This window comes from Erwinia wuhanensis (assembly GCF_030484085.1).
In the GTDB taxonomy this organism is placed as follows: Bacteria; Pseudomonadota; Gammaproteobacteria; order Enterobacterales; family Enterobacteriaceae; genus Erwinia; species Erwinia aeris.
In genome coordinates, this window is sequence record NZ_JAUJUH010000004.1 from 320,762 (window position 1) to 335,518 (window position 14,757).

The following is a 14,757-nucleotide window of genomic DNA, read 5'->3' on the forward strand; positions in this document are numbered from 1 at the left end:
TCTTCTCCTGTCCGGGTAATCCGTGCTGCTAACGCCTCAGGGACACTTATAAACCTGACCGCTCATTTTGCTGTCCAGCGGCGCGAAGCTTGACCAAATGTTCTGCGTTGGGCTGGTTGCGCCGTAAATCACGTTGCCGCCCATTTCCGCCGCGCGATTGCGTAGATCGTTAGCCGCGCCGCGCAGAGAGCTGCTTTCACCGCCGCCCGCACCGCTCAGCCAGTTGCTTTGTGAGCCGGTCAGGTTGCCCAGCAGCTGACAGCTGCTTGCCGGTTGTTGGTCGGTGAAGGTGACGCGTTCACCTGCTGAACTCAGTTTGGTAGAGCTGCTACAGCCCGCCAGCAGCACCGCCGCGACAGAGAGCCCCAGCAAGACGTTAATCCGCATTTTAATCTCCATTATTATTAACAGACTCATCCGCAGATTAACATAAAATCGGCGATACGCCTGAACTTCTGCTGCGCCGATGAAAAAAAGAGTCGACGGGCATGGCAAAAGAAAGGGGAAAGCGCCTGCTTGATCATAAAATGCCAATATTAGTTTTCATAACTATCGCATTTTATATACATACCCATTGCAAGATGCCGTCGCAACCCGATGATGTTTAGGATTATTCTTTATAGCGTTGAATGCCGGTTTAATTTAATAAGAAAAGGGATGTTATTATAAATAAAATAAATCCTACCCACCACGCTTTCTCCTTTATTTCTTAAGGCATCACAATGTTTTCAACACCGGTAATAAAAAAACTGAAACTCGTTGGCACAGGGTGCAGCTTATTAATTTTAACAAATTACTTACCTCTCGCCTTTAGCGCCCCTAATATAGTCAACATTAATAACGAGCATGTTTATATTTATACGCCGCAAAGCGAAGAAACCCTTTTTAACGTTACCAATGGCGGCAGCTTAACCATCAGCAACGCGGAAGCGGGGTTTACCCCCTCGCCGCAATCGCATCTGTTTAGCGATTCAACGCTGTCGTTGAACAGCAATGCGATCTTTTCAGGCGATATAGACAGCAATAACAGCCATATTATTTTTTCTGACAGTACCTATACCGGGAATATCAGGCCGCTCTCCTCAGCCAGTCTGGGTGACATTTATATTAATGCCTCTGTCGTAAACGGCAGTATCAGGACCGGACAAAATAACCATAATAAAACGGTAACCATTAAGGACGACGTTTTTAATGGACAGGGACGAGTTTCCCCTTTATCTGTCTATAGCGGCAGCCTGATTGTTGAAAACAGTAAACTTAATAACCATAACTTTGCGGTGATGGATATCAGAAATACTAATTCCGCCATTTTGCAAAAGATTGATATCAACAGCACCAGTGATTATACGGGCGCAATGGCGATAGGCGTCACCGGCATCCTGCTTCAGGATGTCGATAACGTTGATATTATGAATTCTGTTATTACCAGCGACGGAACGGCGATCAGAATGCGTAACAGCGCTGACGACGGCGTGCTGGACAATTTGTTTATCAGCAACTCCACACTGTCGGCTAAGGCAGCCTCGGCGCTCGAAGCCGCTAACAGCGATATGATCATTTATAACTCAACGTTAAATACCGCCAGCAACGGCGATGAAATAGCCTGTTATGCGGGGAGCGCCGCCATCAACGGCTGCGGGGCGTTGCATGTGGAAGGCGCTAATGTTTTCGTCAGTCAACACTCCGTTATCAACAGCAACAACGTTGGCGTATTTATAACGGGAGAAAATAAAACCCAGTTTGACGTCAGCGACTCTTCCATCAACGCACAGAAAGCCGTTTTCAGCGTTAACCAGGGTAATGCCGCCATCGCCCTCCGCAACAATTATTCGTCAGGCTCCCCTTCTGTCACCAGTAAAGAAGGTAAGCTGCTGGAAGCGCTTAATAATAGCCGGGTGGATTTCTCACTCTATAACATTTATGCCAGGGGTGATATTTTTGCGGATGACAGCAGCCGGGTGAACGTTCTTTTAAGCGGCGCCAGCCAGCTGGAAGGCAATATAACCGGTGTGGGTACGCTGGAGATCGGCCGAAGCGCGCAGTGGAAAATGACGGCGGATAACCACATTAAACAATTGTTATTTATCGGCGGCTCGATTCTGATGCCGGATGTTGACCCGAATGATAAATATCATACCTTAACGATCGACAGCCTCACCGGCGCCGGCCTGTTTGCGCTGAATACCAGTTTGCAGAAGATGCAGGGCGATATGCTCAATATTACCCGCGACCTCTATGGCACGTTTTTACTGCGCGTGGCGAACAGCGGTGCGGAGCCTGACGATCCAGACGCCATGCTCAAGGTAGTGCAGGGACCGACCAATACGGCGCTGTTTGCGCTGTATGGCGGGAAAGTGGATGCGGGCGTCTGGCAGTACGATCTGATCCAGAAAGATAATGCATGGTATCTGGCTAACAGCGCCCGGCCTGATGCACCCGATACGCCTGACGTGCCCGATACGCCCGATACGCCTGATAACCCTCCGCAGCCTTCGCTTACGCCTTCGGCAGATGCCGTATTGAACATGGCTGCGGCGCCAGGGCTTATTTTTACTAACGAACTGCAAAACCTGCGTCAGCGTCGGGGCGATCTTCGTGACCGGGAAGCCGGAGATGGCGGGCTCTGGGGGCGTTATCTTCACCAAAACACCCGGATAAACAGCGCGACGAGCCGCTGGAAGCTGGGCCAGAACGGCTTTGAACTGGGCGGTGGTAAAGCCGTTGCGGCAGGTCAAGGCAACTTGCTTGTCGGCGTAATGGCCTCCATCACCAATAATTCCGTCAGGGATGTTCGTGGCGGCAACAGCCAGATTGACAGCTACGGTATCGGGACGTACGACAGCTGGTTTGCCGATAGCGGCCTGTATCTGGATACGACAATCAAAATGAACCGCTTTAATAGCCGGCTGCACACGCGCATGAGCGACGGCGTGGCGGTCAGCGGCGGCTACAATCAGTACGGCTTGGGTGGCGCACTGGAGGGCGGCTGGCATGTCGTACTGGCGGATGACTATTGGGTGGAGCCTTTTGCCAGAATGATGGCTTTTCGGGCTGACGGAAGCCAAATGACGCTGAGCAACGGCATGAGAGCGCAAATTTATCAGCCATCCCTGGTGCAGGCCGAAACAGGATTGCAGATGGGTAAACGCGTCCGGCTCGGTAAAGCCGTGCTTGATCCTTACCTGAAGGCCAGCGTAACGCACGGACTCGCCAAATCCGCTAAAGTCCGGCTGAACGATCGCTGGGATTTTAACGATGCCGCTAACGCCAGCGCAGGAAGCTACGGCGCGGGGATCGATATCAGCCTTGCCAGGGATGCTTCACTGTATAGCGAACTCACCTATCAAAAAGGGCGTGCTGTTGAATCCCCTCTGACCGCCAATCTGGGCTTTCGCATCGGCTTTTAGGCATAAAAAAACCTGCCATCGCTGGCAGGTTTTTTTCTTTCAGGGGCTGGGTGCCGACTTACATCATGCCGCCCATGCCGCCCATACCACCCATGCCGCCGCCTGCACCTAAGTCTGGCGCGTCAGCTTTTGGCAGGTCAGTGACCATGCACTCGGTGGTGATCATCAGGCCCGCAACGGAAGCCGCGTACTGCAGCGCAGAACGGGTAACTTTAGTTGGGTCCAGGATACCGAAGTCGATCATGTTGCCGTATTCTTCGGTCTGCGCGTTGTAACCGTAGTTACCGTCGCCCGCTTTCACGTTGTTAGCGACCACAGATGGCTCTTCGCCTGCGTTAGAAACGATCTGACGCAGTGGGGATTCCATTGCGCGCAGCGCAACTTTGATACCCACGTTCTGGTCTTCGTTCTGGCCTCTCAGCTCGGACAGCAGAGCCGCCACGCGCACCAGCGCCACGCCGCCACCGGCAACCACGCCTTCTTCTACTGCCGCACGGGTAGCGTGCAGAGCATCTTCAACGCGAGCTTTCTTCTCTTTCATTTCAACTTCAGTTGCTGCGCCCACTTTCAGCACGGCCACGCCGCCTGCCAGTTTCGCTACGCGCTCCTGCAGTTTTTCACGATCGTAGTCAGAGGTCGCTTCTTCGATCTGCTGACGGATCTGCGTTACGCGGCCAGAGATCACAGACTCTTCGCCCACGCCATCGATGATGGTGGTGGTGTCTTTGTTGATCACAACGCGTTTTGCCTGACCCAGGTCTTCCAGCGTCGCTTTTTCCAGCTCCATACCGATCTCTTCAGAGATAACGGTACCACCGGTCAGCACAGCGATATCCTGCAGCATAGCTTTACGACGGTCGCCGAAGCCAGGTGCTTTAACCGCAGCCACTTTCACGATGCCGCGCATGGTGTTAACCACCAGAGTCGCCAGCGCTTCGCCTTCAACGTCTTCAGCGATGATCAGCAGCGGCTTGCTTGCTTTTGCCACAGCTTCCAGCACCGGCAGCATTTCGCGGATGTTGGAGATTTTTTTGTCAGCCAGCAGGATGAACGGTGATTCCAGCTCAACCGCACCGGTTTCCGGCTTGTTGATGAAGTAAGGAGACAGGTAGCCGCGATCGAACTGCATACCTTCAACCACGTCCAGCTCGTCCTGCAGGCCGGTGCCTTCTTCAACGGTGATCACGCCTTCTTTGCCCACTTTTTCCATCGCCTGAGCAATCAGGGTACCCACGCTCTCATCGGAGTTAGCGGAGATGGTACCAACCTGAGCAATGGCTTTGGAATCGGAGCAAGGAACGGAAAGTTTTTTCAGCTCATCAACCGCAGCGATAACGGCCTGATCGATACCGCGCTTCAGATCCATCGGGTTCATGCCCGCGGCTACGGCTTTCAGACCTTCGGTGATGATAGACTGTGCCAGCACGGTGGCGGTGGTGGTGCCGTCGCCCGCTGCGTCGTTCGCTTTAGAGGCAACTTCTTTCACCATCTGCGCGCCCATGTTTTCGAACTTGTCGTCCAGCTCGATTTCACGTGCAACGGAAACGCCGTCTTTGGTGATGGTTGGTGCGCCGAAGGATTTATCCAGCACTACGTTACGGCCTTTCGGGCCCAGGGTTACTTTTACTGCGTCTGCCAGTACGTTAACGCCGCGGAGCATTTTAACACGAGCGTCGTTGCCAAATTTTACGTCTTTAGCTGCCATTATCAATATCCCTTAAATTCGTTTCGTTCAATGAGTTACGTAAATTACGCTTCAACAATTGCCAGAATGTCGCTTTCAGAAATGATCAGCACTTCCTGGTTGTCGATTTTCTCAGTTTTCGCACCGTAGCCTTCGCTGAAAATCACGACGTCACCGACTTTTACGTCCAGTGGCTTCACTTCGCCATTTTCCAGGATACGGCCATTGCCAACAGCCAGCACTTCGCCGCGGGTAGATTTCCCTGCTGCTGAGCCGGTCAGAACGATGCCACCAGCCGATTTAGATTCCACTTCTTTACGCTTGACGATAACACGGTCGTGCAATGGACGAATTTTCATTGATAGCTCTCCTTTGAGAAGTCCAATCAGTCATTTTGGGATGAATGCCGGGCTTCACTGGCACCGGCCTCGTGACGCAAGAGATAGGGACAGCGCCCGACCCTTTCAAGGGGTAAAAAATAAAAATTTTGCTTCTGCGTCACAACTGCACAAATAACAGTCAGCGAAACGGCGGATAAAAGAAAAGGCGGGTTGCCCGCCTTTCTGAAGATTACTGCCTGTCGTGCTTGTCGTCGTGTTCGATAAGCGTGGTGTCTTTACGCTCATACTCGCCGTCCACGGTATAGCCGCTGTCCGGCCCCGCGCCAGGCCCGCGCCAGCTACGCAGGTGCGGCATCAGCTTCAGCGTCAGGTGTTTTTGCACCGGCGGCAGCAGCAGCAGCAGGCCCAGGAAGTCGGTAAAAAAGCCGGGCAGCAGCAGCAGAAAACCGGCCAGGATCAGCGAGACGCTTTTTAGCATCTCTGCCGCCGGGCTTTCCCCCGCCGCCAGCTTTTGCTGCATCAGCATAAAGTTCTTCATGCCTTCGTTTTTCACCAGCGAAATACCGATGCACGAGCTGAACACCACCAGCAGCAGCGTCAGCAGCACGCCCATCACATGGGCAACCTGGATAAAAATAGTGATCTCAATCCAGGCGAGAACAAAAAGTACTAAAAACGGTAACCAGCGCACCGCAGTCTCCTGTCGGTTAGAGCCGCCATGCGCCAGGCATAGCGGCGAAAAAAGGATCGTATCGATTAAAGATGGGCACGTCGCCCCGTCTTTTCAACCGTCAGCGGAAAATTCCCTGCCGCCTCGTCAGATAAACAACGGCAACACGACGGCCAAAAAAACCTCGCGATAAAGTGAAAAGCGTCAATATTTTAACGAATATAGTGATGCTCCTGATGACGCAAAACGTTAACATATCGGTCCCGGACTGATGGCGACTCATGGATCATTCTGACTCTGGCTAGTATAACCGGCAGCAATCACAAGAAGGTGCTCATGGCTAACGACATTCGTATCGAAGAAGACCTGTTAGGTATGCGAGAAGTTCCGGCGGATGCTTACTACGGTGTTCATACGCTGCGTGCGATCGAAAATTTCTATATCAGTAACAGTAAGATCAGCGATATTCCGGCCTTTGTTCGCGGCATGGTGATGGTAAAAAAAGCGGCCGCGATGGCCAATAAAGAGCTGCAAACCATTCCCCGTAATGTTGCCAACGCCATTATCAAAGCCTGCGATGAAGTGCTGATTAACGGCAAATGTATGGATCAGTTTCCGGTTGATGTCTATCAGGGCGGCGCCGGGACCTCGGTCAATATGAACACCAACGAGGTGCTGGCCAATATCGGCCTGGAGCTGATGGGCCATCAGAAAGGGGAATATCAGTTTCTGAACCCCAACGATCACGTCAATAAATGCCAGTCCACCAACGACGCCTACCCTACCGGTTTCCGCATCGCGGTTTACAGCTCGATCCTGCAACTGCTGGACGCTATCGGCAACCTTAGCGAAGGCTTCGAGCGTAAAGCCATTGAGTTCAACACCATCCTGAAAATGGGCCGTACCCAGCTACAGGATGCCGTGCCGATGACGCTGGGCCAGGAATTCCACGCGTTTAACGTGCTGCTGAAGGAAGAGATCAAAAACATCCTGCGCACCGCCGAGCTGCTGCTGGAAGTTAACCTGGGCGCAACGGCTATCGGCACCCGCCTTAACACGCCGGATGGTTATCAGCAGCTGGCCGTACAGAAGCTGGCGGAAGTCAGCAATCTGCCGTGCGTACCGGCGGAAGATTTGATCGAGGCGACCTCGGACTGCGGCGCTTACGTCATGGTGCACAGCTCGCTGAAGCGCCTGGCGGTGAAGCTGTCGAAAATCTGTAATGATTTGCGCCTGCTCTCTTCCGGCCCGCGCGCCGGCCTGAACGAAATCAACCTGCCGGAACTGCAGGCCGGCTCTTCTATTATGCCTGCCAAGGTCAACCCGGTCGTGCCGGAAGTGGTTAATCAGGTCTGCTTTAAGGTTATCGGCAATGACGTGACGGTGACGATGGCGTCAGAAGCGGGCCAGCTCCAGCTGAACGTAATGGAGCCGGTCATCGGCCAGGCGCTGTTTGAGTCGGTGTCTATCCTGACCAACGCCTGCGCCAACCTGCTGGAGAAATGCGTGGACGGCATTACCGCCAATAAAGCGGTTTGCGAAGCCTACGTCTTTAACTCAATCGGCATCGTTACCTATCTGAATCCTTATATCGGCCACCATAACGGCGATATCGTCGGCAAGATTTGCGCCGAAACGGGTAAAAGCGTGCGCGAAGTGGTGCTGGAGCGCGGCCTGCTGACCGAAACGGAGCTGGACGACATTTTCTCGACCCAGAACCTGATGTATCCGGTTTATAAAGCGAAACGCTACACCGATGAAGAGTAATCCGCCGCGGTAAGCGAAAAAAGGCACGTTGGTTCACAGAACGACGTGCCTTTTTTTATGCCGCAAGTTACATGCTATCAACCAATTCATAACCAAACAGACCAGGGGAGCAAACTATGATTTTACCTGAGCTTATTGTCGTGCTGGCGGCGATCTATCTGGGCGCGCGACTGGGCGGCATTGGCATCGGCTTCGCTGGCGGCGTGGGCATGCTGATCCTGACGCTGGGGTTTCAGATTAAGCCAGGTGCAATCCCGTTCGATGTGATTGAAATCATCATGGGCGTGATCGCGGCTATTGCGGCAATGCAGGTCGCGGGCGGAATGGATTATCTGGTCAGCCTGGCCGAACGCCTGCTGCGCAAGCATCCGCGCTATATCACTTTTCTGGCGCCGCTGGTGACCTACGCAATGACGCTGCTGGCCGGCACCGGCCATACGGCATTCTCCACGCTGCCGGTGATTGCCGAGGTGGCGAAGGAACAGGGCGTTCGCCCTTCCCGCCCGCTTTCTATTGCGGTAGTCGCCTCGCAAATCGCCATTACCGCCTCGCCTATTTCCGCCGCCGTGGTGTTCCTTTCCGGCATTCTGGAGCCGAAGGGCGTCAGCTATCTGGGCCTGCTGGCCGTGGCGATCCCTTCCACGATGGTCGCAATCTTCATCGCCGCGATGATCACCAATTTTCTGGGCAAAGAGCTGCATGAGGATCAGGTTTATCAGCAGCGTCTGGCAAAGGGCGAAGTTACGCTGCGCGGCGAAACGGTATTTAAAGAGAAACCGGGCGCGAAGCTATCCGTACTGCTGTTTTTGATCGGCATTATAGCCGTCGTGCTTTACGCCACCGCGATTAGCGAAACCGTTGGGCTGATCCAGAACCCCGTGCTGCCGCGCAACGAAGCTATTGTGATTTTTATGCTGACCATTGCGGCGCTGATCTGCCTGAGCTGTAAAGTAGATACCGCAAAGATCCTCTCCGCCAGCACGTTCCGTTCCGGCATGAGCGCCTGCATCTGCGTGATGGGCGTCGCCTGGCTGGGCGATACCTTTGTCAAAGCGCATATCAACGAAATTCAGGATTTTGCCGGCAGCCTGCTGCGCGACTATCCATGGATGCTGGCGGTGATCCTCTTTTTTGCCTCCACCCTGCTTTATTCGCAGGCCGCCACCACCAAAGCATTGATGCCTGCGGCGCTGCTGCTGGGCGTGTCGCCGCATACCGCGATAGCCTCTTTCGCCGCCGTCTCGGCGCTGTTCGTGCTGCCTACCTATCCTACGCTGCTGGCCGCCGTGGAAATGGACGATACCGGCTCGACACGCATCGGAAAATTCGTTTTTAATCATTCTTTTATCGTGCCCGGCACGCTGGCGATTGCGCTGTCGGTCGCCTTTGGCTTTCTCTTCGCCAATCTGTTCCTGTAGCGATAAGGGCGGGCTGCGTTGACGGCCCGCCTGGTTAAACCCCGCCTTAACCACACCCTTTCCGTTTCTTCCAGTGCGACATCCTGCAACAGCCGCAGCCGCCAGGCCGTGATATAGTCTGCGCCTTGCATAAGATCTCCGCCGCGTCGGAGTCTGCCTGTTTTCTGGTTTATATCGGTAGTGGAAAAATGATCCCTGTCATGATGAAACGCATCACAACCTGCCTGCTGCTGGCGCTGATCGCCTTCTTTAGTACGGGTGCCAGCGCCTCGCTGTTTGGTAACAACGCCAACAGCCACTTCGGCACCGTCGACCAGGCCTTCAGCTTTGATTTCAGCCAGCGGGCCGATCGGCTGACGCTCAGCTGGACGGTGAAGCCCGGTTACTACCTTTATCGCCAGCAAATCTCCCTGACCACACAGGGCGCGAAGCTGGCCGACTGGGCGCTGCCCGCGGGCAAACCGCATGAAGACGAGTTTTACGGCAAAACGGAAATCTATCCCGACAGCCTGACGGTGCCTTTAACGCTGCTGGAAGCGAAAAAGGGCGCGACGCTCAGCGTAACCTGGCAAGGCTGCGCCGCCGCCGGTTTTTGCTATCCGCCGGAAACCCGCAGCGTGCCGCTGAACGAAGTGACGGCCGCCAGCCAGCCGCCAGCGGATGCGGAAAGCGCGGCCTCCGGCACGCAAACTGAGGCAGGTAACGCGATTTCCAATACGCAAACTAATGCAGAAAATGCTGCTTCCGGTACGCAAGCCGATGCGGGCAAGGTGGCCTCGGATGCACAAACTAATGCAGGCAATGCGGCCTCCGCTATGCAGACCGATGCAGGCAATGCGGCCTCGGATGCGCAAACTAATGCAGGCAATGTTGCCTCCGCTATGCAGACCGATGCAGGCAATGCGGCCTCCGGCACGCAGACCGACGCCCTCGTCGGGCAACCCGCGCAACCGGATCATAAACTGCCCTTCTCGCCGCTGTGGGCGCTGCTGATCGGCATCGGCGTTGCCTTTACGCCGTGCGTGCTGCCGATGTATCCGCTGATCTCCGGGATTATCCTTGGTGGCAACCGCCGCTATTCGCTGAAGCGCCTGTTTGCGCTGGCTATGGTCTATGTACAAGGTATGGCGCTGACCTATACCGCGTTGGGCGTGATCGTCGCCGCTGCCGGGCTGCGTTTTCAGGCCGCGTTGCAGTCGCCAGCGGTGCTGATTGGCCTCTCCGTGCTGTTTATTCTGCTGGCGCTGTCAATGTTCGGGCTGTTTACGCTCCAGCTCCCCTCTGCGCTGCAAACCCGGCTAACGCTGTTAAGCAATCGTCAGCAGGGCGGCTCGCTGCCGGGCGTCTTTTTGATGGGCGCGCTGGCCGGTCTGATCTGCTCGCCCTGTACTACCGCGCCGCTCAGCGCCATCCTGCTTTATATCGCGCAAAGCGGCAACATGCTGGCCGGGGCGGGCACGCTCTGGCTTTACGCCGTGGGCATGGGGCTGCCGCTAATCCTGGTGACGCTGTTCGGCAACCGCCTGCTGCCGAAAAGCGGCGCGTGGATGCAAACGGTAAAAGAAGGCTTTGGCTTCGTGATTTTGGCGCTGCCGGTCTTCCTGCTTGAGCGCGTGGTGGGCGACGCCTGGGGACTGCGTCTGTGGAGCCTGCTGGCCGTCGCCTTTTTCGGCTGGGCCTTTATCAGCCTGAAATCCGCTAACGGCTGGCTGCGCCTGGGGCAGATCCTGATGCTGGCGGCGGCGCTGGTCGCGGCCCGTCCTTTGCAGGATTGGGCGTTCGGTACGCCTGCAGCGGCAAGCCGCACGACGTTAAGCTTTACGCGCATCGCCACCGTCAGCCAGCTCGATCGGGCGTTGCAGCAGCATAACGGCATCACCATGCTGGATCTCTATGCCGACTGGTGCGTAGCCTGTAAGGAGTTTGAAAAATATACGTTCAGCGAGCCGCAGGTACAGAATGCGCTGAATAAAACGCAGCGGCTACAGGCGAACGTCACGGCTAATAATGCAGAAGACAAAGCGCTGCTGGCACGGCTGAACGTGCTGGGGCTGCCTACCATCCTGTTTTTTGACGCCAGCGGCAAAGAGATCCCCGGCTCGCGCGTGACCGGTTTTATGGATGCCGCAGCCTTCCGGGAGCATTTGCAGAAATTGTCGCAGTAAACGACACTAGAGAAGAATTTTACGGTCGCGACCGTAAAGTAATGCATTCAAGAGGAGAGTCGCTTGCAACGTGAACAGGTACTCGAGCATGCACTGAACGTACTCGAGCAGAACGGGCTGGCCCCCTCCACCTCTTTCGCCATGATGGCGGAGGCGGCAGCCTGCCAACAGGAAGATTTGCAACGCTACTGGCCCGACCGCGAGGCGCTGCTCTATGACGCCCTGCGCTATCACAGCCAGCAGGTTGATATCTGGCGGCGCAAGCTGCTGCTGGATGACACTATGGGGCCAGCACGCAAGCTGCTGGCGCGTTATCAGGTGCTGGAGGAGGCCGTTAACAATAACCGCTATCCCGGCTGCCTGTTTGTGGCCGCGTGCAGCTTTTATCCGCAGCCGGACCACCCTATCCATCAGGTTGCCGAACAGCAGAAGCGCGCTTCCTGGCAATATACCCACGAGCTGTTGACCCAGCTGGAAACCGATAACCCGGAACTGCTCGCTCATCAGATGGAGCTGATTCTGGAGGGCTGCCTGAGCCGGCTGCTGGTGAAACGCAACGTGCAGGAAGTGGTGACGGCCCGTTCGCTGGCGGAAGACGTGCTGAGTATCGCGCTATGCCGTAAGAATGGCGCACTGAGCTAGTGCGCTGAGCCGTAAGCGCCGAAGCCTTCTGCGGCCTCAGAGCGGCGCGCTAAACTGTAAACACGGAAGCCTTCTGCGATCTCAGAGCGGCGCGCTGAGCCGTAAGCGCGGTGGTGCGTTTAATCAGCGTCCTGTACTGTAAGTGCGCCGCGCCGCACAGGTCGTCGCGTTCTTTGACAAAGGAAACGCACACGACGGAAGCCTGAAAGACAGGCTGTCCCGAATGGATTTGCATAACTTTCAGGCTGACTGTCTGAAAAGCAGGCAGTCAGTCACGCTTTAACGCTTTTTTATGACAAAGCCGTTGACGGCGGGCGGCCTTTACGGTTTAATGCGCCCCGTTGCCCGGATAGCTCAGTCGGTAGAGCAGGGGATTGAAAATCCCCGTGTCCTTGGTTCGATTCCGAGTCCGGGCACCACTATTCCAAACCCTCGCTTATGCGGGGGTTTTTGCTTTATGCGTCAAAAAATCACTGGATTACCAGTAGATATTATCCTTCTCTCTGTCTGCCCCCGCTTCCCGATGGTGCCAAATGGGCATTCTGCCCCACGTATTTTGTTGTACTGACGCTTTGATGCCCCAGTAAGTCTTTCACCAGCGTAAGATTCCGTTCCGACGATGTTATCAGCGCCGTCGTGAGGTTATGGTGAAAATAATATGGCGAGACGGCAAAACCACATTCCTATCCGGTATTGATGGTTTTGAGATCCGATGTGACACGGGAATAGTCGAACCAGAAACGCCCCTGTTCTGGCCGGTCAGCCTGAACGGCAGCAACGCGAGCACGTTCAAGTGCTGCCTGTATTTGAATCAATAGGTGCTGGGCAGACGCCAGCTCATCTTTTTCAGATGCATGGACGGGTAACGCGATCAGCAATGTCAGCCCCAGCAAACAGCCGGCTCGTCAGGTTAAGCACTCCTCAGTGATTTAGGGTGCTGTGAGGGTGCGATAAATGTGAAGACGGGTCAGGGGATAACTGTTTATGGTTTTTTGATAATTTTCGTATTAACAAATAGCAAGCCAAAGCGCTATACAAGTTGATTAGTAGAGACAACAATATATCTATCGCTGCGTTATCATTAGCGAATTATTACTGTCTGATCCAGAAGGTTAGAAAATAGCATGACGTTATCATCAGGTAGGGTGGAGTTCACAGAAGCAACCAGAAAAATGGTCATGGAGGAAGCCGGATATTGTTGTGCAAATCCTGGCTGCCGTATGCATTTACTTGAGTTCTACACCGAACAAAATAAAACTCGAAAACTGGGCGATGTAGCCCATATTTATTCTGCTGTTAGCCTGTCGGGAAGTGGCCCTCGATCCAACCCACATATGACGCCTGAACAACTCAGCGCTCAAACTAACGGAATATACCTTTGTACAACTTGCCATCGTCGTGTCGATAATTGTGAACTGATGTTCCCAGCAGAACATCTTTTTCAGTGGAAAAGAGAGGCGCAACAGAGTAATAACCCCGAGGGGAGAGACCGCTGGAAGAATCCAGGATATGGACGAACGACGCTTGACGACTGTCGGGAAACAGAAAAATACCTCCACTTCACCAGTCCTTTTATTGACACTATCTATCAATTTTGTTTAAAGGTTCAAGGAACTCAGTTCCGAACTTTCAGAGTTGATCACAAGATTATCGTAACGCTCTGGGGGCTTGCCAGAAGAGGAATAGGCCTGCCTACCTTTAATATATACTCCCACCAATTTAGAAATAAAATCTTTGAACTACAGCGAATAGCAGAAGAACTTATCAAGCTGCTTCCCGAAAATACACAACTGGATTCGGGATCCTATTATAAAGGCGATGAACCGCCATTTTTACCAGGTTTTCCCTCTGGCGTACTTGTTTATATTGACGGTCGAGTACAGGCATTATCTGAGTTAATACAGCAATGGCGGATGATTCAGCTATGCTGGGAAAATGAAGTGAGTATGTATCAAATTTAAAATACTTCCCTTACTGACGCGCCAGTAACCGTTTTTACAGGGCTTGTCTGCTGACGACAGCGCACAAAAGCCAGTTTTGTGCGCCGCCGCCCAGCTTACTACTCTAGTACGAAGGAGCTGACTGCGCGCTCTGCACTTCTTTCCGATACTGGTTTGATATTTGCTCAGCCTTATAAGAAGAAGCGATACTGCAAGACCGTAAGTTATCTAATCTAAACACCTTGTTTTCATTACATTTAACTAAAAATGTATTGAACTCCTCGGGGTTCGAATCAGCCCACTGTTCAATCTTTATAGTTTGAGCATCTTGTTGTTGAGCATTGCTGGCCAGAACTGGTGCGCTTAGCACTATCGTTCCCAGCATGAAACTAAAAATGAATCCCTTCATATATTCTCTCCTGTCATTAATCACCTGCATATTTTTCACTCAGATATCAATCAGGATCAACTACTAAAGGTACTTTTTAAACGAAGCTGTGGTCACCGTCACTGCAATACCCAGCAAAATAGCGGCGGGCAACAGCAGCAGGTTGGGATATACCGCCGTTGGCCACGACAGATACAGCATACAGGGACATAAATTGCGGGTTTCACCATTCGTTTTGCATGGTGATACACAAAACTCGACGCCTACCCGACGCGTGGCGGCTGTTTCATTACATGCCACAGGATTTTTACCGCGACGTCAGTTCGATGAGCAGA

General features: G+C 53.7%; 11 protein-coding genes, 1 tRNA gene and 2 pseudogenes. 7 read left to right on the forward strand and 7 right to left on the reverse strand.

Annotated features, from left to right (window positions below; translation table 11 throughout):
* Window positions 1–36: 36 nt before the first annotated feature.
* A complete protein-coding gene (locus tag QZH36_RS12105) occupies window positions 37–387 on the reverse strand; it encodes a DUF4156 domain-containing protein (RefSeq protein ID WP_253455934.1) in 351 nt (116 codons plus the stop codon).
* Window positions 388–1,280: 893 nt separating this feature from the next.
* Between QZH36_RS12105 and QZH36_RS12110 the strand changes: the two genes are divergently transcribed.
* Complete coding sequence (locus QZH36_RS12110) at window positions 1,281–3,407, forward strand: autotransporter outer membrane beta-barrel domain-containing protein (RefSeq protein ID WP_301730315.1); 2,127 nt, start codon at window positions 1,281–1,283, stop codon at window positions 3,405–3,407.
* A 58-nt stretch (window positions 3,408–3,465) separates the two neighbouring features.
* Here the strand turns inward: QZH36_RS12110 and groL are convergent, their stop codons facing one another.
* From groL to QZH36_RS12125, 3 genes are all read right to left on the reverse strand, one after another.
* Entirely contained in the window at window positions 3,466–5,112 is a 1,647-nt protein-coding gene (gene groL / locus QZH36_RS12115; RefSeq protein WP_125290274.1) for a chaperonin GroEL, read from the reverse strand.
* A 44-nt stretch (window positions 5,113–5,156) separates the two neighbouring features.
* Window positions 5,157–5,450: a co-chaperone GroES gene (locus QZH36_RS12120; protein WP_125290273.1), complete on the reverse strand. Its 294-nt coding sequence runs from the start codon at window positions 5,448–5,450 to the stop codon at window positions 5,157–5,159.
* Window positions 5,451–5,661: 211 nt separating this feature from the next.
* Window positions 5,662–6,123, reverse strand: coding sequence for an FxsA family protein (locus tag QZH36_RS12125; RefSeq protein WP_253455937.1), 462 nt, complete (start codon window positions 6,121–6,123; stop codon window positions 5,662–5,664).
* A 315-nt stretch (window positions 6,124–6,438) separates the two neighbouring features.
* Between QZH36_RS12125 and aspA the strand changes: the two genes are divergently transcribed.
* The 5 genes from aspA (at window position 6,439) to QZH36_RS12150 (ending at window position 12,513) form a co-directional block, all read left to right on the forward strand.
* Window positions 6,439–7,869, forward strand: a complete 1,431-nt coding sequence (gene aspA / locus QZH36_RS12130; RefSeq protein ID WP_253455939.1) for an aspartate ammonia-lyase — start codon at window positions 6,439–6,441, stop codon at window positions 7,867–7,869.
* Between the two features lie 116 nt (window positions 7,870–7,985).
* Window positions 7,986–9,287, forward strand: a complete 1,302-nt coding sequence (locus QZH36_RS12135; RefSeq protein ID WP_301253285.1) for an anaerobic C4-dicarboxylate transporter — start codon at window positions 7,986–7,988, stop codon at window positions 9,285–9,287.
* 200 nt (window positions 9,288–9,487) lie between these two features.
* Window positions 9,488–11,452, forward strand: a complete 1,965-nt coding sequence (dsbD, locus tag QZH36_RS12140) for a protein-disulfide reductase DsbD (protein WP_301730316.1) — start codon at window positions 9,488–9,490, stop codon at window positions 11,450–11,452.
* 63 nt (window positions 11,453–11,515) lie between these two features.
* The gene (dicD, locus tag QZH36_RS12145) at window positions 11,516–12,094 is read left to right on the forward strand and encodes a division control transcriptional repressor DicD (protein WP_253455949.1); all 579 of its coding nucleotides are present in this window, start codon (window positions 11,516–11,518) and stop codon (window positions 12,092–12,094) included.
* Window positions 12,095–12,437: 343 nt separating this feature from the next.
* Window positions 12,438–12,513: transfer RNA gene (locus tag QZH36_RS12150), tRNA-Phe, on the forward strand.
* A gap of 267 nt (window positions 12,514–12,780) precedes the next feature.
* On the opposite strand, the pseudogene QZH36_RS12160 reads toward QZH36_RS12150, so the two are convergent.
* Window positions 12,781–12,987: pseudogene (locus tag QZH36_RS12160) on the reverse strand (integrative conjugative element protein, RAQPRD family); the annotation flags it as partial.
* 231 nt (window positions 12,988–13,218) lie between these two features.
* Between QZH36_RS12160 and QZH36_RS12165 the strand changes: the two are divergent.
* The gene (locus tag QZH36_RS12165) at window positions 13,219–14,055 is read left to right on the forward strand and encodes a hypothetical protein (RefSeq protein WP_301253281.1); all 837 of its coding nucleotides are present in this window, start codon (window positions 13,219–13,221) and stop codon (window positions 14,053–14,055) included.
* A 103-nt stretch (window positions 14,056–14,158) separates the two neighbouring features.
* Here QZH36_RS12165 and QZH36_RS12170 read toward each other — a convergent pair whose 3' ends face one another.
* On the reverse strand, window positions 14,159–14,443 hold the full coding sequence (locus QZH36_RS12170) for a hypothetical protein (protein WP_253455955.1): 285 nt from the start codon (window positions 14,441–14,443) through the stop codon (window positions 14,159–14,161).
* Window positions 14,444–14,506: 63 nt separating this feature from the next.
* Window positions 14,507–14,682, reverse strand: a pseudogene (locus QZH36_RS12175) (IncC plasmid conjugative DNA transfer DtrJ family protein); the annotation flags it as partial.
* Between the last annotated feature and the right edge of the window lie 75 nt (window positions 14,683–14,757).

What these genes read in the sequence shown, in the direction of transcription:
- QZH36_RS12135 (WP_301253285.1), top strand. Translation starts at nt 7,986, where the DNA reads ATGATTTTACCTGAGCTTATTGTCGTGCTGGCGGCGATCTATCTGGGC.
- QZH36_RS12165 (WP_301253281.1), top strand. Translation starts at nt 13,219, where the DNA reads ATGACGTTATCATCAGGTAGGGTGGAGTTCACAGAAGCAACCAGAAAA.
- QZH36_RS12110 (WP_301730315.1), top strand. Translation starts at nt 1,281, where the DNA reads ATGGATATCAGAAATACTAATTCCGCCATTTTGCAAAAGATTGATATC.
- QZH36_RS12120 (WP_125290273.1), bottom strand. Translation starts at nt 5,450, where the DNA reads ATGAAAATTCGTCCATTGCACGACCGTGTTATCGTCAAGCGTAAAGAA.
- aspA (WP_253455939.1), top strand. Translation starts at nt 6,439, where the DNA reads ATGGCTAACGACATTCGTATCGAAGAAGACCTGTTAGGTATGCGAGAA.
- groL (WP_125290274.1), bottom strand. Translation starts at nt 5,112, where the DNA reads ATGGCAGCTAAAGACGTAAAATTTGGCAACGACGCTCGTGTTAAAATG.
- QZH36_RS12170 (WP_253455955.1), bottom strand. Translation starts at nt 14,443, where the DNA reads ATGAAGGGATTCATTTTTAGTTTCATGCTGGGAACGATAGTGCTAAGC.
- dsbD (WP_301730316.1), top strand. Translation starts at nt 9,488, where the DNA reads ATGATGAAACGCATCACAACCTGCCTGCTGCTGGCGCTGATCGCCTTC.
- QZH36_RS12105 (WP_253455934.1), bottom strand. Translation starts at nt 387, where the DNA reads ATGCGGATTAACGTCTTGCTGGGGCTCTCTGTCGCGGCGGTGCTGCTG.